Origin of the sequence: Sphingomonas gellani (assembly GCF_900110035.1) — a bacterium.
In the GTDB taxonomy this organism is placed as follows: domain Bacteria; phylum Pseudomonadota; class Alphaproteobacteria; order Sphingomonadales; family Sphingomonadaceae; genus Sphingomonas; species Sphingomonas gellani.
Map to the genome: position 1 here is coordinate 165,760 of NZ_FOCF01000006.1, position 22,786 is coordinate 188,545.

Annotated in this window: 30 protein-coding genes; 16 read left to right on the top strand and 14 right to left on the bottom strand. The window is 68.1% G+C overall.

Annotated features, from left to right (window positions below; all coding sequences use genetic code 11):
• From BMX37_RS12910 to BMX37_RS12925, 4 genes are all read right to left on the bottom strand, one after another.
• On the bottom strand, nucleotides 1-1,605 hold the full coding sequence (locus tag BMX37_RS12910) for a DUF6311 domain-containing protein (RefSeq protein WP_093666148.1): 1,605 nt from the start codon (nucleotides 1,603-1,605) through the stop codon (nucleotides 1-3).
• Between the two features lie 551 nt (nucleotides 1,606-2,156).
• Nucleotides 2,157-3,800 (bottom strand): chaperonin GroEL, encoded by a 1,644-nt coding sequence (gene groL / locus BMX37_RS12915; protein ID WP_093666149.1) that lies wholly within the window; start codon nucleotides 3,798-3,800, stop codon nucleotides 2,157-2,159.
• Between the two features lie 91 nt (nucleotides 3,801-3,891).
• Nucleotides 3,892-4,179, bottom strand: a complete 288-nt coding sequence (gene groES, locus BMX37_RS12920; RefSeq protein WP_093666150.1) for a co-chaperone GroES — start codon at nucleotides 4,177-4,179, stop codon at nucleotides 3,892-3,894.
• A 131-nt stretch (nucleotides 4,180-4,310) separates the two neighbouring features.
• Nucleotides 4,311-5,723, bottom strand: coding sequence for an MATE family efflux transporter (locus tag BMX37_RS12925; RefSeq protein WP_244501570.1), 1,413 nt, complete (start codon nucleotides 5,721-5,723; stop codon nucleotides 4,311-4,313).
• Between the two features lie 139 nt (nucleotides 5,724-5,862).
• Here BMX37_RS12925 and sppA point away from each other — a divergent pair, with 139 nt between their 5' ends.
• On the top strand, nucleotides 5,863-7,743 hold the full coding sequence (gene sppA, locus BMX37_RS12930) for a signal peptide peptidase SppA (protein WP_093666265.1): 1,881 nt from the start codon (nucleotides 5,863-5,865) through the stop codon (nucleotides 7,741-7,743).
• Between the two features lie 5 nt (nucleotides 7,744-7,748).
• A complete protein-coding gene (locus tag BMX37_RS12935; protein WP_093666151.1) occupies nucleotides 7,749-8,300 on the top strand; it encodes a GNAT family N-acetyltransferase in 552 nt (183 codons plus the stop codon).
• 28 nt (nucleotides 8,301-8,328) lie between these two features.
• Here BMX37_RS12935 and BMX37_RS12940 read toward each other — a convergent pair whose 3' ends face one another.
• Nucleotides 8,329-8,958: a trimeric intracellular cation channel family protein gene (locus tag BMX37_RS12940; RefSeq protein ID WP_093666152.1), complete on the bottom strand. Its 630-nt coding sequence runs from the start codon at nucleotides 8,956-8,958 to the stop codon at nucleotides 8,329-8,331.
• Between the two features lie 156 nt (nucleotides 8,959-9,114).
• Between BMX37_RS12940 and BMX37_RS12945 the strand changes: the two genes are divergently transcribed.
• The gene (locus BMX37_RS12945) at nucleotides 9,115-9,411 is read left to right on the top strand and encodes a glycine zipper 2TM domain-containing protein (protein ID WP_425288461.1); all 297 of its coding nucleotides are present in this window, start codon (nucleotides 9,115-9,117) and stop codon (nucleotides 9,409-9,411) included.
• A gap of 86 nt (nucleotides 9,412-9,497) precedes the next feature.
• A complete protein-coding gene (locus tag BMX37_RS12950; RefSeq protein WP_093666154.1) occupies nucleotides 9,498-10,043 on the top strand; it encodes a glycine zipper 2TM domain-containing protein in 546 nt (181 codons plus the stop codon).
• Between the two features lie 64 nt (nucleotides 10,044-10,107).
• On the opposite strand, the gene BMX37_RS12955 is transcribed toward BMX37_RS12950, so the two are convergent.
• Entirely contained in the window at nucleotides 10,108-10,329 is a 222-nt protein-coding gene (locus BMX37_RS12955) for a hypothetical protein (RefSeq protein WP_093666155.1), read from the bottom strand.
• 98 nt (nucleotides 10,330-10,427) lie between these two features.
• On the opposite strand from BMX37_RS12955, the gene BMX37_RS12960 reads away from it, so the two are divergent.
• The 3 genes from BMX37_RS12960 to BMX37_RS12970 are packed head-to-tail and all read left to right on the top strand — an operon-like array spanning nucleotide 10,428 to nucleotide 12,698.
• Nucleotides 10,428-11,198: a hypothetical protein gene (locus BMX37_RS12960; protein ID WP_093666156.1), complete on the top strand. Its 771-nt coding sequence runs from the start codon at nucleotides 10,428-10,430 to the stop codon at nucleotides 11,196-11,198.
• Nucleotides 11,199-11,223: 25 nt separating this feature from the next.
• Nucleotides 11,224-11,613 carry a fluoride efflux transporter CrcB gene (gene crcB / locus BMX37_RS12965; protein ID WP_093666157.1) on the top strand — a complete coding sequence of 130 codons (390 nt, stop codon included), beginning with the start codon at nucleotides 11,224-11,226 and terminating at the stop codon, nucleotides 11,611-11,613.
• Nucleotides 11,610-12,698 (top strand): RluA family pseudouridine synthase, encoded by a 1,089-nt coding sequence (locus tag BMX37_RS12970; protein WP_093666266.1) that lies wholly within the window; start codon nucleotides 11,610-11,612, stop codon nucleotides 12,696-12,698. Before crcB ends, BMX37_RS12970 begins: the two co-directional genes overlap by 4 nt.
• Before the next feature lie 151 nt (nucleotides 12,699-12,849).
• On the opposite strand, the gene BMX37_RS12975 is transcribed toward BMX37_RS12970, so the two are convergent.
• Complete coding sequence (locus BMX37_RS12975) at nucleotides 12,850-13,038, bottom strand: hypothetical protein (RefSeq protein WP_093666158.1); 189 nt, start codon at nucleotides 13,036-13,038, stop codon at nucleotides 12,850-12,852.
• A gap of 193 nt (nucleotides 13,039-13,231) precedes the next feature.
• Between BMX37_RS12975 and BMX37_RS12980 the strand changes: the two genes are divergently transcribed.
• From BMX37_RS12980 to BMX37_RS12990, 3 genes are read left to right on the top strand one after another with little or no spacing between them, the layout of a single operon-like run.
• Nucleotides 13,232-13,894 (top strand): HAD-IA family hydrolase, encoded by a 663-nt coding sequence (locus BMX37_RS12980; RefSeq protein ID WP_093666159.1) that lies wholly within the window; start codon nucleotides 13,232-13,234, stop codon nucleotides 13,892-13,894.
• On the top strand, nucleotides 13,891-14,103 hold the full coding sequence (locus BMX37_RS12985) for a hypothetical protein (protein ID WP_093666160.1): 213 nt from the start codon (nucleotides 13,891-13,893) through the stop codon (nucleotides 14,101-14,103). The genes BMX37_RS12980 and BMX37_RS12985 overlap by 4 nt, the downstream gene beginning before the upstream one ends.
• Nucleotides 14,100-14,783 carry an ATP12 family chaperone protein gene (locus BMX37_RS12990; protein ID WP_093666267.1) on the top strand — a complete coding sequence of 228 codons (684 nt, stop codon included), beginning with the start codon at nucleotides 14,100-14,102 and terminating at the stop codon, nucleotides 14,781-14,783. The genes BMX37_RS12985 and BMX37_RS12990 overlap by 4 nt, the downstream gene beginning before the upstream one ends.
• 44 nt (nucleotides 14,784-14,827) lie before the next feature.
• On the opposite strand, the gene BMX37_RS12995 is transcribed toward BMX37_RS12990, so the two are convergent.
• Nucleotides 14,828-15,085 (bottom strand): hypothetical protein, encoded by a 258-nt coding sequence (locus BMX37_RS12995; RefSeq protein ID WP_093666161.1) that lies wholly within the window; start codon nucleotides 15,083-15,085, stop codon nucleotides 14,828-14,830.
• 169 nt (nucleotides 15,086-15,254) lie between these two features.
• Here BMX37_RS12995 and BMX37_RS13000 point away from each other — a divergent pair, with 169 nt between their 5' ends.
• A complete protein-coding gene (locus BMX37_RS13000; RefSeq protein WP_139198088.1) occupies nucleotides 15,255-15,560 on the top strand; it encodes a hypothetical protein in 306 nt (101 codons plus the stop codon).
• Nucleotides 15,561-15,595: 35 nt separating this feature from the next.
• Here BMX37_RS13000 and gmk read toward each other — a convergent pair whose 3' ends face one another.
• Entirely contained in the window at nucleotides 15,596-16,198 is a 603-nt protein-coding gene (gene gmk, locus BMX37_RS13005; protein WP_093666268.1) for a guanylate kinase, read from the bottom strand.
• Between the two features lie 109 nt (nucleotides 16,199-16,307).
• Here gmk and BMX37_RS13010 point away from each other — a divergent pair, with 109 nt between their 5' ends.
• The gene (locus BMX37_RS13010) at nucleotides 16,308-16,889 is read left to right on the top strand and encodes a DUF2585 domain-containing protein (RefSeq protein ID WP_093666163.1); all 582 of its coding nucleotides are present in this window, start codon (nucleotides 16,308-16,310) and stop codon (nucleotides 16,887-16,889) included.
• Here BMX37_RS13010 and BMX37_RS13015 read toward each other — a convergent pair.
• From BMX37_RS13015 to fumC, 3 genes are all read right to left on the bottom strand, one after another.
• The gene (locus BMX37_RS13015) at nucleotides 16,886-17,086 is read right to left on the bottom strand and encodes a hypothetical protein (protein ID WP_093666164.1); all 201 of its coding nucleotides are present in this window, start codon (nucleotides 17,084-17,086) and stop codon (nucleotides 16,886-16,888) included. The genes BMX37_RS13010 and BMX37_RS13015 overlap by 4 nt on opposite strands.
• The gene (locus tag BMX37_RS13020; protein WP_093666165.1) at nucleotides 17,083-17,295 is read right to left on the bottom strand and encodes a hypothetical protein; all 213 of its coding nucleotides are present in this window, start codon (nucleotides 17,293-17,295) and stop codon (nucleotides 17,083-17,085) included. The genes BMX37_RS13015 and BMX37_RS13020 overlap by 4 nt, the downstream gene beginning before the upstream one ends.
• Before the next feature lie 127 nt (nucleotides 17,296-17,422).
• Nucleotides 17,423-18,838, bottom strand: coding sequence for a class II fumarate hydratase (gene fumC / locus BMX37_RS13025; RefSeq protein ID WP_093666166.1), 1,416 nt, complete (start codon nucleotides 18,836-18,838; stop codon nucleotides 17,423-17,425).
• 211 nt (nucleotides 18,839-19,049) lie between these two features.
• Between fumC and BMX37_RS13030 the strand changes: the two genes are divergently transcribed.
• The gene (locus BMX37_RS13030; RefSeq protein ID WP_093666167.1) at nucleotides 19,050-19,343 is read left to right on the top strand and encodes a hypothetical protein; all 294 of its coding nucleotides are present in this window, start codon (nucleotides 19,050-19,052) and stop codon (nucleotides 19,341-19,343) included.
• A 22-nt stretch (nucleotides 19,344-19,365) separates the two neighbouring features.
• Here the strand turns inward: BMX37_RS13030 and BMX37_RS13035 are convergent, their stop codons facing one another.
• Together BMX37_RS13035 and BMX37_RS13040 are read right to left on the bottom strand one after the other, a co-directional pair.
• Entirely contained in the window at nucleotides 19,366-19,710 is a 345-nt protein-coding gene (locus BMX37_RS13035; RefSeq protein ID WP_093666168.1) for a hypothetical protein, read from the bottom strand.
• A 520-nt stretch (nucleotides 19,711-20,230) separates the two neighbouring features.
• Nucleotides 20,231-20,716 carry an SspB family protein gene (locus BMX37_RS13040; RefSeq protein ID WP_093666169.1) on the bottom strand — a complete coding sequence of 162 codons (486 nt, stop codon included), beginning with the start codon at nucleotides 20,714-20,716 and terminating at the stop codon, nucleotides 20,231-20,233.
• Nucleotides 20,717-20,792: 76 nt separating this feature from the next.
• On the opposite strand from BMX37_RS13040, the gene hisB reads away from it, so the two are divergent.
• From hisB to hisA, 3 genes are read left to right on the top strand one after another with little or no spacing between them, the layout of a single operon-like run.
• Nucleotides 20,793-21,380 (top strand): imidazoleglycerol-phosphate dehydratase HisB, encoded by a 588-nt coding sequence (gene hisB, locus BMX37_RS13045; RefSeq protein ID WP_093666170.1) that lies wholly within the window; start codon nucleotides 20,793-20,795, stop codon nucleotides 21,378-21,380.
• A complete protein-coding gene (gene hisH, locus BMX37_RS13050; protein WP_093666171.1) occupies nucleotides 21,377-22,006 on the top strand; it encodes an imidazole glycerol phosphate synthase subunit HisH in 630 nt (209 codons plus the stop codon). The genes hisB and hisH overlap by 4 nt, the downstream gene beginning before the upstream one ends.
• Before the next feature lie 44 nt (nucleotides 22,007-22,050).
• Nucleotides 22,051-22,779 carry a 1-(5-phosphoribosyl)-5-[(5-phosphoribosylamino)methylideneamino]imidazole-4-carboxamide isomerase gene (gene hisA, locus BMX37_RS13055; protein WP_093666269.1) on the top strand — a complete coding sequence of 243 codons (729 nt, stop codon included), beginning with the start codon at nucleotides 22,051-22,053 and terminating at the stop codon, nucleotides 22,777-22,779.
• The last annotated feature ends 7 nt before the right edge of the window (nucleotides 22,780-22,786 follow it).

Consider the following 22,786-nt stretch of genomic DNA (forward strand, 5'->3'; position numbering starts at 1 on the left):
CTACGACCGACAGGCGGCGGGGCGCGCGGGCATGACGGGTCGGATCACCGTCACCCCATCCAGCGTCATCGCACGCGCCCGCAGGCCGGCCGGCACCGGTTCCCCCCGATAGAGCAGGACCAAGCGGTCGCCGGGGACCTCGCCGCGCAGGAAGGCCCGCCGCTCCCCGGCAAGGCGCTGCTCCGCCGCGCGCGGCACCCGCGACACATACATGAAGCGCATCGGGCGGCAGGCCAGCATCGCGCGCCAGCCGACCTCCTCCAGCAACTGCCCATCGCGGAACGGATCGGGCGGCTGCACGTCGATCGCCCCGGCCTGTGCGATCATCGCGGACCAGCGCGGGTCCCGCGTGCGGCGGAAGGTGCGCGTCGAGGTGGCCGCTGAAGTTTCCGCGCGGATCGTCGCCATCATCGGCACCATGTCGGCGACCTGGAGAATAAGCGCCGCCGCCACGATCACATCCCGCCGCGGCATCCGCCAGACGGCAAGCAGTGCGGCATAGATCATCGCATAGGCGACCGGCCAGAACAGGCGCCCCGACGCTCGCACCAGATCCAGACCGTCGATCACCCATTGCGGCGGCCGCGCATGAAGCAAGCGGTGCGATCCGAAGACGACCACGTCGCTGACGGCCACCATCGTCAGCACGGCGAAGGCGGGTAGCAGCCACACCATTCCGTCCACCCGCGGCCGTCGACCGATGGCGGACAGGATCGCGATCCCGACCAGCAACAGCAGCCCGACGCCCAGATACTGGAACCCTTCAAATCCCTGATTGGCGTTGAGCATCGTGCCGGGCAGAAACGCGCTGTATCCCGGACCCGTCGGGTTCCACAGTGCGTCCAGCGCCATGGGAAAGCTGCCATAGGTGCCCGTCGACACCGGTGCCTCGCCGTTCAACCCATGCAACAGCACCAACAGCACGCCAAGGCCGCTCGCCCCCAGCACCGATGCCATCGCGCCGCGCCGATCCGGACCGAGCGCCACTTCGCGCAGCACCGCACTGCCCCAGATCGCCAGCACGATCAGCAGCAGATAGCTGTGGGTCATGCCCGCCACGCCGATCAGCGCCAGCCATGCCCACCAGCGCCGTGCGCGCACGCGGTCGGTGAACAGCCACAGGCCGCACAGGATCAGCCAGTGCGCCGCCAGATTGGGGTGTGGAAAACGGTTGAAGAAGCTGGGCAGCAGGCACAACAGCGCCGTTCCACCGAGCACGTGCGCGCGGGTCGGCGCATGGTCGCGGACGAGAATCCATGCAAACATCACCTGCAACGCCACATCGGCGAACATCATCCAGCCGATGAACTGAACCCCCGCCGGGATCAGCCAGCCCGCGAACGGCTTCAGCACCAGCCCCAGCAGCGGGTTGCTGTCCATAAGCAGCAGGTGGATGCCATCAGGCGCCAGGATCAGCGGGGTGGCCGTGCCGGGCCAACCGCCGCGGCGAAGGTAGGCGGCAAGTCCCAGCGCGTTCTGCCCCCAGTCCTTGCCGTTCAGCGTCCACCCGGCCCTGTTGATGTCGAGCACCTGGGGGTGCAACCACCAGCAGAACAGCACCAGCGTCAGCGCGAACAGCGCGAGGAGGACAGGCAGGCGATGCATCGGTGGCCTCTCTGCACCGCGATCGGTCGTGGAATGGTTAACGAAGGCGTTGGGTCGCTGGAGGGTCGGTTCCGAGGTGGGTTGGCTTCCCGCTCCTTAGCTTGATCGTTCCAGGCGTGGTGGTTGGAGCGTCCATATGCCCCGGCGAGCGATGGTGGCCGCAATCGCGTTGCGGCTCCGTCGCGACTGGGCCGCCACTGCCGACGCAGACCAGACGGCAGAAGCGAGGCGCCCACTCTGCAAAAGCCGGATTCATCTTGGCCGGCTCAGGCGAGCCAGGGCGCCTGTATGGCGGGGCCACGGCAGGCAGGTTGGGTCCGATCCCGTACGCGCCGCCCATTTGAGCGCGTGACGAGACACGCGGCGCGCTTGGACGTCACATCGCAACGCAAAAGAAAAAGCCGGCGGGGCTACCCACCGGCTCTTCGTTATGGATCGGGTGGCAGCGGCAAAGCCGCCGCCTGACGTCGAACGTGCGCGGAGGCGTGGCCTCCGGTACGCCGGCCGTTCCGACTTCGTCTTGGGCGGAGCGTCGCTCCGCCCATGCGAAATCAGAAGTCCATGCCGCCCATGCCGCCCATGCCGCCGCCCGGCATCGCCGGCGCCGCCTTGTCGTCGGGCAGTTCGGCCACGGTGGCTTCCGTGGTGATGAGCAGGCCAGCGACGGAGGCCGCGTTCTGCAGCGCGGTGCGAACGACCTTGGTCGGATCGATCACGCCGGCCTGGACCAGGTTCTCGTACGTGTCGGTCGACGCGTTGAAGCCGAACGAGGTATCGGTGCCGTCGAGCAGCTTGCCCGAAACCACCGCGCCGTCATGGCCGGCATTCTGCGCGATCTGGCGAACCAGCGCGGTCAGCGACTTGCGGACGATGTCCACGCCGCGGGTCTGGTCGTCGTTCGCGCCGGTGACGCCGGTCAGCGCCTTGGTCGCGTACAGCAGAGCCGTACCGCCGCCGGGAACGATGCCCTCTTCGACGGCCGCGCGGGTCGCGTGCAGCGCGTCGTCGACGCGGTCCTTGCGCTCCTTCACCTCGACCTCGGTCGCACCACCGACCTTGATGACCGCAACGCCACCGGCGAGCTTGGCAAGACGCTCCTGGAGCTTCTCGCGGTCGTAATCGCTGGTGGTGTTCTCGATCTGCGCACGGATCGCCTCGGTGCGGCCCTTGATCGCGTCGGCTTCACCCGCACCGTCGACGATGGTGGTGTTGTCCTTGTCGATCGTGACGCGCTTGGCGGTGCCCAGCATGCCGACGGTGACGTTCTCGAGCTTGATGCCGAGGTCCTCGGAGATCATCTCGCCCTTGGTCAGGATCGCGATGTCCTCGAGCATTGCCTTGCGGCGATCGCCGAAGCCCGGTGCCTTGACGGCCGCGACCTTCAGGCCGCCGCGCAGCTTGTTGACGACCAGGGTCGCCAGCGCCTCACCCTCGATGTCCTCGGCGATGATCAGCAGCGGACGACCCGACTGCACCACCGCTTCCAGGATCGGCAGGATCGCCTGCAGGTTCGACAGCTTCTTCTCGTGGATCAGGATGTACGGATCGGCGAGTTCGACCGTCATCTTTTCCGGGTTGGTGATGAAGTAGGGCGACAGGTAGCCGCGGTCGAACTGCATGCCCTCGACGACGTCCAGCTCGAACTCGAGACCCTTGGCCTCCTCGACGGTGATGACGCCTTCCTTGCCGACCTTCTCCATCGCTTCCGCGATCTTCTCGCCGACCTCACGGTCGCCGTTGGCGGAGATGATGCCGACCTGCGCGACTTCCGACGAACCGGACACGGGCTTGGAACGCGACTTCACGTCCTCGACCACCTTGGCGACGGCGATGTCGATGCCGCGCTTCAGGTCCATCGGGTTCATGCCGGCCGCAACCGACTTCATGCCCTCGCGCACGATGGCCTGGGCCAGCACGGTCGCGGTGGTGGTGCCGTCGCCGGCGATGTCGTTGGTCTTCGAGGCCACTTCGCGCACCATCTGTGCGCCCATGTTCTCGAACTTGTCCTTCAGCTCGATCTCCTTGGCGACGGTGACGCCGTCCTTGGTGATGCGCGGTGCGCCGAAGCTCTTGTCGATCACGACGTTGCGGCCCTTCGGGCCCAGCGTGACCTTGACTGCGTCGGCGAGGATGTCGACGCCGCGCAGGATGCGCTCACGCGCGTCGCGGGAGAACTTTACGTCCTTGGCTGCCATGATTGCTGCCTTTCAATGATGTGAAGTGGAGGAAGTGGAGAGCTGGAAAACGGCTCGGATGGCTCGACCCGCCCGGTCGAACCCGTCGGCGTCAGCCGACGATGCCGAGGATGTCCGATTCCTTCATGATGATCAGGTCTTCGCCGTTGACCTTCACCTCGGTGCCCGACCACTTGCCGAACAGGATGCGGTCGCCGGCCTTGACGTCCAGCGGAGTGACCTTGCCGTCATCGGCCTTGGCACCGGTGCCGGCGGCGACGACTTCGCCTTCCTGCGGCTTTTCCTTGGCGGTGTCGGGGATGATGATCCCGCCGGCCGTCTTTTCCTCGGCCTCAACGCGGCGGACGAGAACGCGGTCGTGCAACGGACGAAAGTTCATTGCTTGATCCCTCTTTGCGGTTCGTGTGACAGTTTTCTGGCACTCGCATGATCCGAGTGCCAACCCGGGTGGATATGTGTCGCGGCCGGATCAGCGTCAACAACCCCGCGCATAAAAAAATGAACCAATCGTCAGCTGGAGCGTGCACCCACCAGCCCCAGTCGCGCGCGCGCCGTCCAGCGCCACAGCAGCAGCGCCGACGTGACACCCAGCCCGACCGCCAGACCCAGCCAGACGCCGACCGCGCCCCAGCGCAGGCCGAACCCCATCAGCACCGCCGCGCCCAGCCCGGCGGCCCAGTATCCGACCGCCGCCATCACCATCGGCACGCGCGTATCCTGCACCCCGCGCAGGATGCCCGCCGCCACCGCCTGCGCCCCGTCCAGCAGCTGGAACATCGCCGCGATCGCCAGCAACCGCATCGCCAGCGCAATCACCGCCGCGTTGGCCGGATCGGACAGGTCGAGATAGCCGCCGATCAACAGCCGCGGCACCGCCCAGATCGCCGCCGCCGTCACCGTCATCACGCCGATGCCCAGCAACAATGCGGCGCGCCCCGCACGACCGATCCACGCCCGGTCCTGAGCACCAAAGGCCATGCCGACCCGGATCGTCGCGGCCTGCGCGATGCCGAACGGGATCTGGAACGCGACGGCCGCGATGTTCAGCGCTACCGCATGCGCCGCCACCTCCGTCACGCCGATCAACCCGACCAACAGGCCGGCGCCGCCGAACAGCCCGCCCTCGAACGTCACGGCCAGCGCGATCGGCGCGCCCAGACACGCGATGTCGCGCAACCGGGCGTGGTCGATCTGCCACCAACGGCCGAACAGGCGATACCGGCGCAGCTTGCGATCGAACGCCAGGATCACGACCCAGGCCAGTGCCGTGACCGTCGTGGTCAGCACGCTCGCCAGAGCCGACCCCTCCAGCCCCAGCGCCGGCATGCCGCCATGGCCGAACACGAACAGCCAGTTGAACAACAACCCCAGCCCCAGCGCCATGCAGGTGACGCCCAGCGCCCATCCCGGCCGGCCGAGCGCGGCGGCCGTGCCGCGCATCGCGCCCGTCAGCGTCGCGGGCACCGTCGCGATCAGCAGCAGGTCCAGGAACGCCCCCGCGCGCCGCGCCACATCAGGGTCCTGTCCCGCCCAGCGCAACAGCGTCTCGCCATGCGCCAGCATCAGCAACACGGGGAGGGAGGCCAGCACGCCCAGCCACAGGCTCATGCGGAACGTCCGCCGCACTTCGCGCACGGCATGGCGGCGCCGGCCCAGCTCCGCCGCGATCAGCGGTGCGCCGGCGCTGACCAAGCTCATCAGCGCCCACAGCGTCAGGCTGAACAGGAACACGCCCAGCGTCGCCGCCGCCAGCTCGCGCGTGCCCAGCCGCGCCACGAATACCACGTCGACGGCATACACCGCCATCTGCAACAGGTTCGCCGCGACCAGCGGCCCCGCCAGCCGGCCCAGCGCGACCAGTTCGCCGCGCAGGCGATCAGGAGCATGGCCGGTCAGCGGCATCGGGGCACCGGGAACGGCCATGCCCCGCCCCTAAAACCATTTGCCCGGCGGAACAATCGCCGCAAGCCCAGGCCGAACGGTGCGATCGGCCATTTGACTATCGGCAGGCGGCGGGTATCGCATCAGGCATGCGCGAGCGAGCGGCGCGAGGAGAATGGACGTGAAGCTGGTTCGTGGCGCGTGGAAGCTGTTGGTTGGCATCAAGGACGCGCTGGTCCTGTTCGCGATGCTGTTGTTCTTCGGCCTGATCTTCGCTGCCCTCAACGCACGTCCGAACCCGGCCGCGATCCGCGACGGCGCGCTGGTACTCGATCTGGACGGCTCGATCGTGGAACAGCCCGAGCAGGTGCAGGCGCTGGCCATCCTGTCGGGCCGCGACGGCCCGCGCCAGTTCCGCCTGCGCGACGTGGTGCGCGCGATCGATGCGGCCCGCGACGACGCGCGGGTCAAGGCGGTGGTGCTGGACCTGGACGGCTTCAGCGGTGGTTATCCGGCCGCGCTGAACGAGGTGGGCGAGGCGCTGGCGCGGGTCCGCGCGGCGAAGAAGCCGGTGCTGACCTATGCCAGCGGCTATACCGATGCCGGTTACCGCCTGGCGGCCAATGCGTCGGAGGTGTGGATGCACCCGATGGGCCAGACGTTGTTCACCGGCCCGGGCGGCACCACGCTATATTACAAGGGGCTGATCGACCGGCTGGGCGTCAACGTCCATGTCTATCGCGTCGGCCGCTACAAGTCGTTCGTGGAGCCCTATACCCGCGCCGACCAGAGCCCCGACGCGCGTGCCGCAGCGCAGGCGCTGTACGGCAGCCTGTTCGAGAACTGGAAGCAATCGATCGCCAAGGCGCGACCAAAGGCGCAGACGGCACGCTGGCTGGGCGACGCGGCGGGCGTGGCCACTGCGGCGCAGGGCGACTTCGCGAAGGCGGCGCTCGACACCGGGCTGGTCGACCGGCTGGGCGACCGTATCGCCTTTGGCCAGCGGGTGGCCGCGCTCGCGGGGGTCGACACCGGCAAGCCGGCGGGCGCGTTCAACCGTATCGCCTATGACGACTTCCTCGGCGCGCATCCGATGCCGACCACGGGCGATGCGGTCGGCATCATCACGGTCGCGGGCGACATCGTGGATGGCACGGCGGGTCCGGGCACAGCCGGCGGCGACACGGTCGTGCAATTGCTGCTGAAGGGCATGGCCGACAACAACCTGAAGGCGCTGGTGGTGCGCGTCGACTCGCCGGGCGGCTCTGCGCTGGCATCGGAGGAGATCCGCCAGGCGGTGTTGCAGGCCAAGGCCAAGGGGTTGCCGGTCGTCGTGTCGATGGGATCGATCGCGGCATCGGGTGGCTATTGGGTCTCCACGGCGGGCGACGCGATCTTCGCCGAACCATCCACCATCACCGGGTCGATCGGCATTTTCGGCATCGTGCCGACCTTTGAAAAGGCGCTGGCGAAGATCGGCCTGACCTCCGATGGCGTACGCACCACGCCGCTGTCGGGCCAGCCCGACGTGATGGCCGGCACCACGCCGGAAGTCGACACGCTGTTCCAGGCGGGCATCGAGCACGGCTATCGCCAGTTCATCGGCCGGGTCGCCGCCGCCCGCCACATGACGCCCGATCGGGTCGACCAGATCGGCCAGGGTCGCGTCTGGGACGGCGGCACCGCGCGCCAGATCGGGCTGGTCGATCGGTTCGGCACCCTGTCCGACGCGGTGGCGGAGGCGGCGCGCCGCGCGAAGCTGGACCCCGGAAAGGTCCATGCCGAATATCTGGAAAAGAAGCCCGGCACGCTGGACCAGTTCATCGCCGCTTTGCGCAAGCGCAACGACGATGGCGACGACGCAGCCGGTGGTGACGCGTTTACCCGGCTGGCGACGATGCGGCGTGATGCGCTGGTCACCGCGGTCGGCGACGCGCGGCGGCTGGCAACCGGCGCGGCGGTGCAGGCACGTTGCCTGGAATGCGGCGGGCTAGGCCCGGCGCGTGCCGATGCGGCGGACCGGACGCTTGTCGCCGCTCTGCTCGCCCGGCTGGGTTTCTGACGCCGATGGTCGAGATCCGCACCGCCTGCGAAGCGGATGCCGCGGCCATCGCGGCGATCTACGCGCCGCACGTCACCGCAGGCGTCGCCTCGTTCGAGATGGAGGCGCCCGATGCCACGGTCATGGCCGCGCGCATGGCCTCGTCACGCGGCCTGTATCCCTGGATCGTCGCGACGGAAGCGGACGCGGTGATCGGCTACGCCTATGCCGGGCTGTTCCGGGAACGCGCCGCCTATCGGTGGATGGTGGAGACCAGCGTCTATCTCGCTCCCGACGCGCAACGGCGCGGCATCGGCCGCATCCTGTACGGCGCGCTGCTGGCCACGTTGAAGCGGCAGGGATTCACCCAGGCGCTGGGCGCGATCTCCCTGCCCAATCCGGCCTCGATCGCGCTGCACGAGGCGGTCGGCTTTCGCCGCGCGGGCGTGCTGCGCCAGGCCGGTTTCAAGCACGGTCAGTGGATCGACGTCGGCTATTGGCAGCGTGAGCTGGTCCATCCGACGGGCACACCGCCTGAACCGCTGCGCTTCGCGGACATCGGGCTGGAACTGTCCTGACGATCGGGCGCGTCCCGGCCGCTCCGCTTCAATGCCGTCCGGGATAGGCGGGCAGCGCCAGACGCCAGCGGATCGCCGCCGCCCGCAACGCGAAGCCGGCCAGCGCCGCCAGCGGCGCGGCGACCGCGACCGGCACGCCGACCAGCACCAGCACGACATGGCTGGTCGCGGCCAGCGCGGCGGCGGTGACGTAGAGTTCGGGCCGCATCAGGATCGACGGCTCGCCCGCCAGCACGTCGCGGATGATGCCGCCGACACAGGCGCTGACCACGCCCATCAGCGCGGCCGGGATCGGCGGCACGCCGTAGCGCAGCGCCTTTGCCGCACCGAACACCGCATAGGCGGCAAGCCCCACCGCGTCGAACCAGTCCAGCGCCGCGTCGCGCCACCAGCGTTGCGGCGTCGCCCAGATCGCCGCCGCGACCAGCAGGCACACGGTCGCCGCGCGCGGATCATGCACCCAGAACACCGGCGCACCGATCAACAGGTCGCGCAGCGTGCCCCCGCCCACACCGGTGATGAGCGCGAAAAAGGCGAGCGTCACCGCCGTCTGACCCGCACGCGCCGCCGCCAGCGCGCCCGACGCGGCGAACACGGCCAGCCCGGCCGTGTCCAGCCAGGGCGCGAACGCGGGCAAAAGGGTCGCGGGTTGCAGCACATGGCCGGTGTGGCCGGTTCGTCGCAGTACGGCAAGACGCAGGGATCGCCTGGCTGAACGGGACGTTGTTTTGCGTTCATGCAACAACTCCGCCGCGCGCGACGTTACGCACCCAGATCAATCAAGATACGGGAGTGCAATGTGATGCGTAAATTGATGCTTGCTCTGGGCGCCACCGCCATGGTCGTCCCCTCGCTGGTCCTGCCGGCCACTGCCGCCGAGGCGCAGCGCCGGTACAAGTATCGCGAGTGGCGCGACAACCGCGGTCAGGTCCGCTGCCGCAAGGCGGATGGCACCACCGGTCTGGTCGTCGGCGGCGTCGCCGGTGCCCTGCTCGGCCGCACGATCGATACGCGCGGCGATCGTACCATCGGTACGTTGGGTGGCGCCGCCGCAGGTGCGCTGGCAGGTCGTGCGATCGATCGCGACCGGAGCAGCCGCCGCTGCCGCTAAGCCGGAATTGACCACATAGTTTGAGGGGGGCGGCGCATCCAAACCGGCTGTTGCCGCCCCACTCGTCTCTCAGGTGGAGACAATCCATGCGCTTTACCTTGATCGCCGCCGCGATGGCGGCAACGCTGATCGGTCTGCCGGCATCGGCCCAGACCTATCGCGACGCGGATCGGAACTATCGCGAGAACGTCCGCGATGCCCGCCAGGAATATCGTGAGGATGTGCGTGACGCACGTCGCAATGATCGCCGCGACTGGCGTAACGATCGCCGGGACTGGCGCGATGGGCGCCAGAACGGCCAGCGTGATTGGCGCAATTACCGGTCCTACGACTACAACCGGTTCGAGAACGGCCAACGCGGCTATTATGCCGACCGTTACTATCGCGACGGCCGCTATTACCAGACGCGACGCCTTGGCCGGAACGACCGCATCTATCGCGGTGAGAACGGCCGGTACTATTGCCGCCGCAACGACGGAACCACCGGCCTGATCATCGGTGGCGTAGCGGGCGGGCTGCTCGGCAACGCGCTGGACAATGGACGGTCGTCATTGCTCGGCACGCTGGTCGGCGCCGGCGGCGGTGCTCTGCTCGGCCGGTCGGTCGATCGCGGTCAGGTCAACTGCCGCTAAGCAGCCCCTCGCTGTTCGGATGAGGAAAGGGGCTCGGCGTAATCCGCCGGGCCCCTTCTTCGTATCAGATGAAGCCGCCGCCGAGCGACAGGCGGATGGCGAAGATCACGATCAGCACTAGGTTCAGGTTGCGCCCCGCATTGCGCCGGGACAGCGCCCCCAGCGCCGCGCCGACCACCGCGATCGGGATCACGAACCAATATCCCCAGGCAAGAAACGGCAGAAACGGCACAATTCCCAGCACCAGGGCGAACAGACCGATCAGGATCGAAATTACGTTGAACATGGAGACACCATGGCCACGACCCGGCGCGCATGCAACGCTCCACCGCCGACGTCAGTCGTCAACCCGACCTTAAATTCCCGTCTGGTAATATCCGCGGCGTGGATCGCTCCTCATTCTTCAGCGCGGGCCGGTGCGCCGTCGCAACGACCCTGCTGCTGCTAGCCGGATGCAGTGGCGGCGGTAGCGTTTTCTCAGGGGAAAAGGACGACAGGCGGCTGGCCGACCCGGCGGTCGCGGCGGCGATCAACGCGCCGATCCTGACCGATCCCGGCCTGCAGCAATGGGCCAATGCCGACACGATCCGCCCGCCAACCATGCCAGACCTCCTGTCCGTTCCGCCCGACGAACTGGGAGCGACCAGACCGGATCGCCTGCCAGCGGCCGCGCCGACACGCGGCGGCGGCTGTCCCGAATGCGACGCGGCGTCGGACGCGCTCACCCTGACGGCGCTTGCGGCGCGACAGACGGACGCCCGGATATCGGCATGCGCCGCCGGGCTGCGCTACGCGACCGAGTGGGCGAACGAGCTGCCGGCTTCGCTTCTGCCGCCGGTGGCGCGGGTGACGGAGGCAGCCGGCAACGACGACGCGTCCTGCCATCTGCGTGCGGTGACCTTGGCCGCCAGCGCTTCGCCCGACCGCGCGGTGGACGCGATGTTCGCCGCGATGATCGCGGGCGGTTATGCGCCCGAGCACTGGCGCGGTGGTACGGCTCATCTGCTGCGCGGCCGGCGTGGCGATGCGACCCTCACCGCCTATGTCACGGGTGACGACGATGGCGGCAGCGACATTCGCCTGTTGTTCACGCAGGCGCCTGTTGTTCACGCAGGGCTGAACGCTGGCCCCTGCCCTCAGGGCCATTGCCGCTGACCGCCCCGCGGCCTAGGGCTGTGCGATGCAGGCGCTTCTTTATGTGATGCTCGGCGGCGCGATCGGATCAGGGGCGCGCCACCTTGTCGGCCGGGCCATGCTCGGCTGGCTGGGCACCGGCTTTCCCTTCGGCACATTGACGGTGAACTTGGTCGGCGGGCTGTTGATGGGCTTGCTCGCGGGAACGCTGGCGCGTGCCGGCGGCGCGGGGGAGGCATGGCGCCTGTTCCTGGCGGTCGGCGTGTTGGGCGGGTTCACCACCTTTTCCTCGTTCTCCCTCGACGTGGTGCTGATGTGGCAGCGCGGCGAGGCGTCGGCCGCGGCGATCTATCTGCTCGCCTCCGTCACGGGCGCGATCGCAGCGCTGGCCGCCGGCCTGTGGATCGCCTCCGCCGCGACGCGGGTGGCGGCATGAGCGACACCGTGCGCCAGTTCACCGTCGCCGAGGACGATGACGGAATTCGCGTCGACCGCTGGTTCAAGCGGCACCTGCCGGACACCAGCTTCACCCTTGTCGCCAAATGGGCGCGCACCGGGCAGCTGCGCCTCGACGGTGCGCGGGTCGGACCGGGCGACCGGATCGAGACGGGCCAGGTGCTGCGCGTCCCTCCGGCCGAAGCGGCGCCTGCCGCCACGGCCCGTCCCCAGCGTCAGCGCCCGCCCCTGACGGAGGACGAGGCTGCGTTCGCGCGCGACATGGTGATCCACAAGGACAACGCCGCGCTGGTGCTGAACAAGCCGCCGGGCCTGGCGACGCAGGGCGGCACCAAGACGACCGCGCATGTCGACGGCCTGCTTGATGCCGTGCAGTTCGAGGCGGAGGGCCGGCCCAAGCTGGTCCACCGGCTGGACAAGGACACGTCGGGCGCGCTGCTCGTCGCGCGATCCGCGCGTGCGGCGGCGTTCTTCGCCAAGACATTCTCCGGCCGCACCGCCAAGAAGGTGTATTGGGCGCTGGTGGTCGGCGTGCCCTCGATCGACGACGGCACCATCGAACTGCCGATCGCCAAGCAGCCGGGCACCGGCGGCGAAAAGATGCATGTCGACGAGGCGGAGGGTCAGGCCGCACGCTCCCGCTACCGCGTCATAGAACGCGCCGGCAATCGCGCCGCATGGGTGGAGCTGCAACCCTTTACCGGCCGCACGCACCAGCTGCGCGTCCACATGGCCGCGATCGGCCATCCCATCGTCGGGGACGGCAAATATGGCGGCCCGGCGGCGTTCCTGACGGGCGGCATCAGTCGCAAGATGCACCTTCATTCGCGGCGCATCCGGGTCGATCATCCCGATACGGGCCCCATCGATGTCGAGGCGGAGCTGCCGACCCATTTCGCCGAAAGCCTGGCCAGCCTGGGATTCGACCGGATGCTGGGCGACCAGATGCCGATCGATGATTTCACCCCGCCCACCCGCGCCGACAAGAAGCAGGCGGCGCGCGCCCATGCCAAGGATGTGCGCAAGGCGCGGCGCGGCGAGCGGCGGAGCCGGACGCGGCGCTGAACCAGGCCGGCCGCTACGATGCGGCCGGGGCGGTGGAAGGCTTCAGGAGCCGAGAGCCATTCGACTCGGCGTGGGCTCTGCAAGGGTTTCCGCACCGCGCCTCAGCCACAGTGGCGCTACCGCCCGGTCACGTGCAGGCTTGCCGACCCGGTCAGGCGATCGCCATGACGGCGGCCTTCCCCATCAACAGCACGGATGCGCTGGCCGACATGCCGAACAGGACATAGCCGACCCGCTCCAGCATCATCGGGTTCGGCCGCTGCAATCGCCGGTTGTGCGACGCCCCCGACAGCACGAAACTGGTCAGCAGACCATAGGTGAACATCGCCACGCCGACCATAACCACACCCCTTGCAAACTCCGACGGCCACTCCCCCGTTCGGTCGGCACGTCGTCGGGATTAACCATAGAAGCTGCCTTGCTTTAAAAGAGTTAACGGCACGCGGTTGCGAACCGCAGCCGCTCCACCAAGGGCAGCGTGCGCAGCAAGCAGCCGCTTCCCCCCGCTCCCCGGACGCCGTAATGCGCCCGTGATGACCGTAAAACTCGCCCTGTTCGACTGCGACGGCACGCTGGTCGACAGCCAGGCCAATATCTGCCGCGCGATGGAGAATGCCTTTACCCAGCATGCGCTCCCCACGCCCGATCGCGCCGCCGTGCGGCGCATCGTCGGCCTGAGCCTGCCGGAGGCGATGGGGGCGCTGTTGCCGGATGCGTCCACGGAACTGCACCGCGACCTTGCCGAAAGCTACAAGCGGACGTTCCGCGCCATGCGCGACGACGGCACACTGGATGCGGAGCCGCTGTTCGACGGCGTCGCGGCGACGCTGCGCAGCCTGCGCGACGACGGCTGGGTTCTGGGAGTCGCGACCGGGAAGTCGGATCGCGGGCTTGCCCATATCCTCGATCATCATGGGATGACCGACCTGTTCGTGACCCTGCAAACGGCGGACCGGCACCCGTCGAAACCCGATCCGGCGATGGTGTTCGCCGGCATGGCAGAGGCCGGCGCATCCCCATCCACCACGGCGATGATCGGCGACACCAGCTTCGACATGGCGATGGGCCGCGCGTCCGGCGCGCGCACGGTGGGTGTCGCCTGGGGCTATCACACGGTCGGCGAGTTGATGGCCGCGGGCGCGGATGTCGTGGCCGAACACGCGATGCAACTGCCCGGACTGGTGGCGCGGCCATGAGCACCAACGAAACGGTCGCCTTTCAGCGCTGGCTGCTGCTGACCCTGGCGCGGATCGTACCGGCGGCGGGCGCGGTGCTGGGCGTGGTGCTGGCCGGACGCGCCGTCGACATGCCGACCAAGCTGTTGGGGGTGGGCATCGTCGTGTCGGCGCTGCTTGTCCTCGCCACCCTGCCCCGCCATCTGGCCCGGCGTTGGAGGTCGCGGTGAAGCGGTTCTGGACGCAGGTTGCGGTCGACGCGTCGCGCGGTATCACGCTGGACGGCCGTCCTGTACGGACACCCGGCCGCATGCCGCTCACCCTGCCGACCGACGCGCTGGCCAAGGCTGTCGCGGAGGAATGGCGCGCGGTCGGTGAGACCCTCGATCCGCGCGCGATGCCGCTGACCGGGCTGGCCAACGCCGCGATCGATTGGATCGCCCCCGACCCGGAGCGGTTCGCGGCCGATCTGGCCCGCTATGGCGAAAGCGACCTGCTCTGCTACCGCGCCGACGCGCCGGATCCGCTTGTCGCGCGGCAAGCGGCGGCATGGGACCCGGTGCTGGATTGGGTGCGGACGCGCTACGACGTCCATGTCGACACCGTCACCGGCATGATCCACCGGGCACAGCCGGCGGCGACGCTGAACCGGCTGGGAGACGCCGTGATCCGTCAGGATGCATTCACACTCGCCGGGCTCTCGCCGGTGGTGACCCTGACCGGGTCGCTGCTTCTCGCCTTGGCCGTGCTGGAACAGGCGATCGACGCAGACGCGGCATGGAGCGCGGCGCATGTCGATGAGGATTGGCAGGCGGACCAATGGGGCGAGGACACGCTCGCCCGCCAGACACGCGAAACGCGCCGCCGCGAGTTCAACGCAGCGACGCGATTTCTAAAACTGCTCCGCTAGGGCGCGGTCCGGCCGAAGCCGACGCACCCTAGTCGGAGACAGGATCAGTTGCTGTTGGAGTCGTCGTCGTCGTCGACGGCGATGATGATGCCACCCGCAACGATCGCCGCACCCAGCACCAGGGCGATGATCGAACCCGGAGCCGCCAGCTTGTCGCCACGGCTGGACGAACCGGCGCGGACCGACGAACCGACCGACAGCTTCGCGGCGGGGTTCACGTCGGCCGTCGGGGCCGGAGCGGCCATCACGGGAGCCGCAGTCAGTACAATCGCGGCAGTCGCAGAGGCAATCTTCTTCAGCATAGTCTCGTTCCCTTCAAACTTGTGCACCGCAACGCAACACATATTGTCATGTTCCGCGCCTAGGTATTTCGCACAAATGTGCGACATCTCGGCATCACCGCCGCATTTTCGCCGGTGTTGGCCAGCAGATCATACGGTCTCAGCGTAGCATCGCGTCACGATCTTGTTGTTGGCGATCGCATCGCAGGCCGCCGTCACTGCCGAGAAGCGCGGCGCACCAGAGCGAATCGGCCTCTTGGCCCCGTCCGCGAAAGACTGCGCTGCCGCTGCGGCGGACGAGGTGGTGGTCTGCGCCCCCGACGATCCGATGCGCTTCCGCATCAAGTCCCTGCCGCCCCCACGACCGAAAGCACCGGTGCGTGCAGAAACGACGCTGGTCGGCCAGGTCAAAGGCTCGGTGACCGCCGATCAGCAGACGATGCCCGACGGCATGATCAGCCGCCGCGCGATGGTGAACCTGACCCTGCCCTTCTGACCGAACCCTGCCCTCCTGACCAAACGGCTGAGCGGTCAGCGTGTCAGGCGGCGGATGAAGCCGATCAGCCCTGTCTGGCGCGACCGCTTCAGACGTTCGGCGCACAGGATGGTGCGCACGCCCGAAAAGCACCGCTCCACATCGTCGTTGACCAGGACATAATCATACCCGTCCCAGTGGCTGACCTCGTTGGCGGCGCGGGCCATGCGCGCCTCGATCACCGCCTCCGAATCGGTTGCCCGACCCGACAGGCGCCGGCGCAGTTCCTCCATCGATGGAGGGAAGATGAAGACGCGCACCACATCGCCGCCCGCGATCTGGAACAGCTGTTGCGCGCCCTGCCAGTCGATGTCGAACAACACGTCCTTGCCGGCCGCCAGCATCGATTCCACCTGCGCGCGCGGCGTGCCGTAGCGATGGCCGAAGACGTGCGCCCATTCCAGGAACTCGTCCGCCGCCGCCATGCGCCGGAATTCCTCCAGGTCGACGAAATGATAATCGCGCCCCTCGACCTCACCCGGGCGCATCGGCCGGGTCGTCGCGGATACCGACATGGCCAGGTCCGGGTCGGCGGCCAGCAGCTTGCGCGCGATGGTCGACTTGCCCGCACCCGATGGCGAGGACAGCACGAACAACATGCCGCGGCGTTTGAAGCCATGGGCATCGGCGCCATGAGGATCAGACCCGTGGGGATCCGGCTGGAGGTCGGGCTGGGCGGGAGCGTCCATGCGCGCTAGTGGGGGTGCGATGGGGCGGGCGTCAAGCATCGGCGAGCGTGTCGCGGCGAAAAGTGCATGGCTGATCGCCGCCATCGTCATGCTCGCCGCCCTGGGCTTGCTGGTGGAGGGACGCCCCCCGATCTGTCCGTGCGGCACGGTGAAGCTGTGGCACGGCACCGTGCAATCGGCCGAGAACAGCCAGCAACTGCTCGACTGGTACAGCCTCAGCCACGTGGTCCACGGCCTGCTCTTCTATGCGGCGGGGTGGATGGTGCTGAGGCGCTGGCCGCCCGCTGCCCGCCTGACCCTCGCGGTACTGATCGAGGCGGGTTGGGAAGTGCTGGAGAATTCACCGATCATCATCGACCGCTATCGTGCGGTGACGCTGGCTTGGGGCTATGCCGGCGACAGCATCGTCAATTCCATGGCCGACATCACCTGCATGGCGGCAGGTTTCCTGATCGCACGCCGACTGCCGCCATGGGGCACCGTCGCGCTCGGCGTCGCGCTGGAACTGATCGCCCTTGCGGCGATCCGCGACAATCTGACACTCAACCTGTTGATGCTGATCCACCCGGTCGATGCGATCCGGGTGTGGCAGGCGGGTTAGCGGGTCGTGCGCGCCTCCCGCCGACGATCATAGGCCTTCTTCGCGACATAGCCGCCGCCGAGCAGCAGGCCGAGCGGCCCCATGCGCCGCATCGCGCCGACCGCGAGTGCGCCGACCAGGGCACCCCTGGCCCCACCACCGCCCTCGCAACGGTCCAACTCACGCCCGACCAGCGCGCCGATCACCTTGCCGATCATTGCTGCACCTCTCCGAACACACGATCCTTGAGCACGCCCGCGCCGCGCAACACCGCCCAGCCCACGGCGTAGGTCACCGCTATCGGCGCCACGACCTTCAGCACATTGGCCGCGATCGCGCCCTTGATCGCGCCGTCCGCCGCCGAATCGTCGCCGCTCATGCTGTCGATCGCGCCGCCGATCAGGGCGCCGATGGTGGTTGCACTCACTGAAGCATACTCCTTTGGCAGCAAGACGCGGGAAGCGCGGGCGGAGTTCCCGTCATGGCGCAGCCGCCTCGTCCGACGGTCGCTCAACTGCCCCGGCCGGACCAACCGGCCTGGCGCCGCCTGCGCGCTAGCCCCGCTCGCCCAGCATCGCCTCCGGCTTCACGATGCGGTCGAACGTCTCCGCATCGACCAGCCCCAGTTCCAGCCCCGCCTCCTTCAGCGTCTGCCCTGTCTGGTGCGCGTGCTTGGCGATCTTGGCCGCGTTGTCGTACCCGATCTCCGGCGCCAGCGCGGTGACCAGCATCAACGATCGGTCGACCAGCGCCTTGATGTTGTCGCGCCGGGCGATCGTCCCCTCCACCGTCCGCTCGGCAAAGCTTTCCATCCCGACCGACAGCAGCGCCACCGACCGCAGCACGTTCGCGCCGATCAGCGGCTTGAAGACGTTGAGTTCCATATGCCCCTGCATTCCGCCCGCGGTGACCGCGACGTTGTTGCCGATCACCTGCGCCGCGACCATGGTCAGCATCTCGCACTGGGTCGGATTGACCTTTCCCGGCATGATCGAACTGCCCGGCTCGTTGGCGGGCAGTTCCAGCTCGCCCAGCCCCGATCGCGGCCCGCTGCCCAGCAGGCGGATGTCGTTGGCGATCTTGGTCAGCGCGACCGCCAGCACGTTCAGCGTCCCGTGCAGGTCGACCAGTCCGTCGTTCGACGCCAGCGCCTCGAACTTGTTGGGCGCGGTGACGAACGGCAGGCCGGTCAGGTCCGCGATCTCGCTGGCCACGTCCTCCGCAAAGCCTGCCGGCGCGTTCAGGCCGGTACCGACCGCCGTGCCGCCCTGCGCCAGCGGCATGATGTTGCGCTCCAGCGTCCCTTCGATCCGCTTCTTCGCGTTCCAGATCTGCTGCGCATAGCCGGAGAATTCCTGCCCCAACGTCAGCGGCGTCGCGTCCTGCAGGTGGGTACGCCCGATCTTGACCAGATCGGCCCATTCCTTCGCCTTCGCATCCAGCGCGGCGTGCAGGCGGTCGAGTGCCGGATAAAGCTGCCGCGTAACCGCCAACGCCGCCGCGACGTGCAGCGCGGTGGGGAAGCTGTCGTTGGACGACTGCCCGCGATTGACGTCGTCATTGGGGTGAACCGGGCTCTTGCCGCCGCGCGTGCCGGTCATCGCCTCGTTGGCGCGGCCGGCGATGACCTCGTTGACGTTCATGTTCGACTGTGTGCCGCTGCCCGTCTGCCAGATGACAAGCGGGAACTGGTCGTCCAGCTTGGCCGCGGCGATCTCCGCCGCCGCCGCCTCGATCGCATCGGCCTTTGCGCTGTCCAGCCCGTGGCGGCGGTTTACCCGTGCGCATGCCTGTTTGACGATCGCCAGCGCATGGATGATGCCGATCGGCATCCGCTCGCGTTCGCCGAACGGGAAATTCTCCAGGCTGCGCTCGGTCTGCGCCCCCCAATAGGCCTGCGCGGGAACCTCGATCGGACCAATCGAGTCGGTTTCGGTGCGGGTGGCGGTGGTGGCGTCGGGCTGGGTCATGCCGGCATGAACGGAACTGGCCCGCACAGGTTGCGTCGGCATAGGCGCCGCCGAAATGGTCCGGCCTCGTCGGGACAAGTGCTCGGATCGACGTCCAGATGCCTTTGTCCTTTCGGCTCGGCCACACAGCGCGCTCGCTTCGTCGCAAAGCGCGGGTACTTTACGGATGGGATTAAGCGGTTGTGAACCCTGCCCCTTTATCGCAAGGCACATGCAGACCGCCGTTCTCGATCACACCCGCTTCGTGAAGCGCGCCGAGCGGCTGGAGCTTTCATTCCCGACAGAGATCAGCGGTCCGACCACTGCCCCCTTCACCGCGTTGGCGATGAATATTTCCCGCTCCGGCATGCTGGTCGACGATGCCGGCTCGCTCCAGGTGGATGATTTCGTCATCGCCATCCTGCCCAAGCTGGGCGGCGTGCTGTGTCGCGTGGCGCGTCTCAGCAAGGGGCGCGCGGGCCTGAAGTTCGACCGTGAGATCGACCTGAAGCCGCTGCTCTCCTGAACAGCGGATCAGAGCGCCGGGATCAAGGCGCCAGCAGGTTACCGTCGCTCACGTTCTTTTCGCCCACATCCTTTCTGGGGACATAGGCGACCACCCAGTGCGGGTGTCCGTCGGGCGACATCTCGATATCGGGAAAGCCGACCGGATCGCTGCCCGTCTCGATCCATCCCGCGCCCAGGCACGGGTCGCAGATCATTCGCTTGCAGCGAAAGCTGACCAGATCGATCTCAACATTCCATTCGCCGTGGCCTCTGCACACCGGGCACTGCGCGTCGAGCGATCCGTTGCGGGGCTTCAGGGGAACGATGTCAAAGGCATGCGGGCTGTCGGGCCCGTCGCACGTCACGATGTCGCTGGCATGGGGCATGGTGCGGCGGTGAACGCGCGGAACCGGGTTATCGGTTCCGACTGTGGCGTGCGTTTGACCGAAGTGGACGCATGCCACACGGCGGATCGGGGAGACGGTGCCTCAAGCCAGCGAGTGTGACGGAGCGCAGCGTCGGAAGGCTGCCGAGACTGGCCGAGGCGACAGCGGAGGGCGGTCGCAGGCGCAGCTAATGTCGGCCACGCGATGGTAGTCGTGAGGCGATGTGCCCTTACCTGACCGGCGCGCCTTACGAGGCTCCGGTGCCGATCAAGCCAGCCCGCGCCACGTCCTTCGTTCCAGGATTATGCCCGCCGAGCCGGCGCACGCAAATACGGTCAGCGGTGCAAATCGCAGCGACATTCAGCCACGGGGATAGCCTTGGCGTCGATCGGCGTAGACCGGCCCGCCGATGCGGGCCCGCCTCGACCCGGCTCAGCGCGCACCTTGAGTCCGGCCGGCTCCCGCCAGAACGAGCTCGCATGCCGACCACCGGCCCTGCGGCCGACTCGCCGGCCACACCTTACTTCTTCCGCTTGAAATCCACGCTGACGACGTTGGAGCCGTCCTCGACCGGCTGCACCGCCGGGCCGTCATTCTCCGCCTCGTCATGCGGCTCCGGCGTATCCTCGCCGTCGATCTGCGCCTGGAACCGCAGCTCGAAATTGACCGCGGGGTCATGGAATCCGGTGATCGCGGAGTACGGCACCACCAGCTTCGACGGGATCTGGTTGAAGCTCAGCCCGACAGAGAAACGCTGGTCGTCGACCAGCAGGTCCCAATAACGATTCTGCAGGACGATGGTCATCTCGTCCGGGAACCGCTCCACCAGCCGGCGCGGGATGTCGACGCCGGGGGCCTGCGTCTTGAAGGTGATGTAGAAATGATGCTCGCCCGGCAGGCCACCATCCTTGGCCACCGTGCCCAGCACACGGCCGACCACGGCGCGCAGCGCCTCCTGGACGATTTCGTCGTACGGAATCAGACTGTCGGGCAGGCCATCGCTCATGTCCCTTGGCGTAGCGTCCTTTGTTGAGGGGTCAAGATTGCATGGGCGCACGGGTGCGCTATTTGCGGTCGCAACCATGCGCACCGCGACCATCACCCGCAACACGGCCGAAACCCGCATCGCCGTTTCCGTCAACCTGGACGGCACGGGGATCTACGACGTCCAGACCGGCGTCGGATTTTTCGACCACATGCTGGAACAGCTGTCGCGCCATTCGCTGATCGACCTGCACGTCCGTACGGAGGGCGACCTGCACATCGACCAGCATCACACGGTCGAGGACACGGGCATCGCGATCGGTGAGGCTGTGGCAAAGGCGCTGGGCGAAAAGCGCGGCATCCGCCGCTATGGCGACGCGCTGTCCCCGATGGACGAATGCCTGACGCGGGTCGCGCTCGACATTTCCGGGCGCCCCTGGCTGGTGTGGAAGACGGCGTTCTCGCAGGGCAAGATCGGCGACATGGACACCGAGCTGTTCGAGCATTGGTTCCATTCCTTCGCCCAGGCCGCCGGCATCACGCTGCACGTCGAGACGCTGTACGGCCGCAACAACCACCACATCGTCGAAAGCGCGTACAAGGGCCTGGCCCGCGCGCTGCGCACCGCGCTGGAGATCGACGCGCGCAAGAGCGACGCGATCCCCTCGACCAAAGGCGTGTTGTGAGGCGCAGCGCGTCGCTGGCGCTGATCGATATCGAATCGGGCAATCTCCATTCGGTCGAAAACGCATTGCGGGCGGCCGGCGCGACCGACATCGCGGTGACCGCCGACCCGTACGTGGTCGCGGGGGCGGATCGCATCGTGCTGCCCGGTGTCGGCGCGTTCGGCGCCTGCGCGGCCAACCTGCGCCGGGTCGACGGGCTGGAGCAGGCGCTGAACGCCGCGGTGCTGGAACGGGGCACGCCGTTTTTCGGCATCTGTGTCGGCATGCAGTTGATGGCGGAGACCGGCGAAGAGCTCGGCACGCATCGCGGTCTCGGCTGGCTGCCCGGCCGCGTGCGGCGGCTGGAGCCGGGCACGATGGACGCCAAGGTGCCGCACATGGGCTGGAACGACGTGGTGCCGACGGGCGAACACCCCCTGCTCCGCCACGGCGAGGCGTATTTCCTGCACAGCTTCGCGTTCGAGGGCGAGGATGACGCTGGGGGCGTGATCGCGACCACCGATCATGCCGGCCCCGTCACCGCCGCCATCGGCCGCGACACCATGGTCGGCGTGCAATTCCATCCCGAAAAAAGCCAGCGCTACGGCATCGATCTGCTGTCGCGTTTCCTGGAGTGGCAGCCTTGAGCGACGTGACCCAGCAACACCCGGCCGACGCCGCGACACCCGGCCTGATCGTCTTTCCCGCCATCGACCTAAAAGGGGGCAAGGTCGTCCGCCTGGCCGAAGGCGACATGGACCGCGCCACCATCTATGGCGACGATCCCGCGGCGCAGGCCGCCGATTTCGCCGCGGCGGGCGCGGGATATCTGCATGTCGTCGACCTGGACGGCGCCTTTGCCGGCGAAAGCGTCAATGGCGGTGCCGTGGCCGCGATCCTTCAGCGCTTTCCCGGCCACGTCCAGCTCGGCGGCGGCATCCGCACCCGTGCCAGCGTCGAACGCTGGTTCGATCTGGGCGTCAGCCGCGTCGTGATCGGCACCGCCGCGCTGGAGGATCCCGATTTCGTGCGGGACGCCGCGCGCGACTTTCCCGGCGGCATCGTGGTCGCGGTCGACGCAAAGGACGGCCTGGTCGCGACCAAAGGCTGGGCCAGCGTGTCCGACGTGACGGTGGTCGACCTAGCCCGCCGGTTCGAGGATGCCGGCGTCGCCAGCCTGTTGTTCACCGACGTCGGCCGCGACGGCCTGCTGAAGGGCTGCAACGTGGAGGCGACGGTGGACCTCGCCCGCGCAGTGTCGATCCCGGTGATCGCCAGCGGCGGGGTGAAGGGCATCGGCGACATCCACCTGCTCGCCCTGCACGCAAAGGACGGGGTGGAGGGCGTCATCACCGGCCGCGCGCTGTACGACGGCCGCCTGGACCTGTCCTCCGCGCTCAGCATCGCGGCCGCCGCCTAAGGGCAAG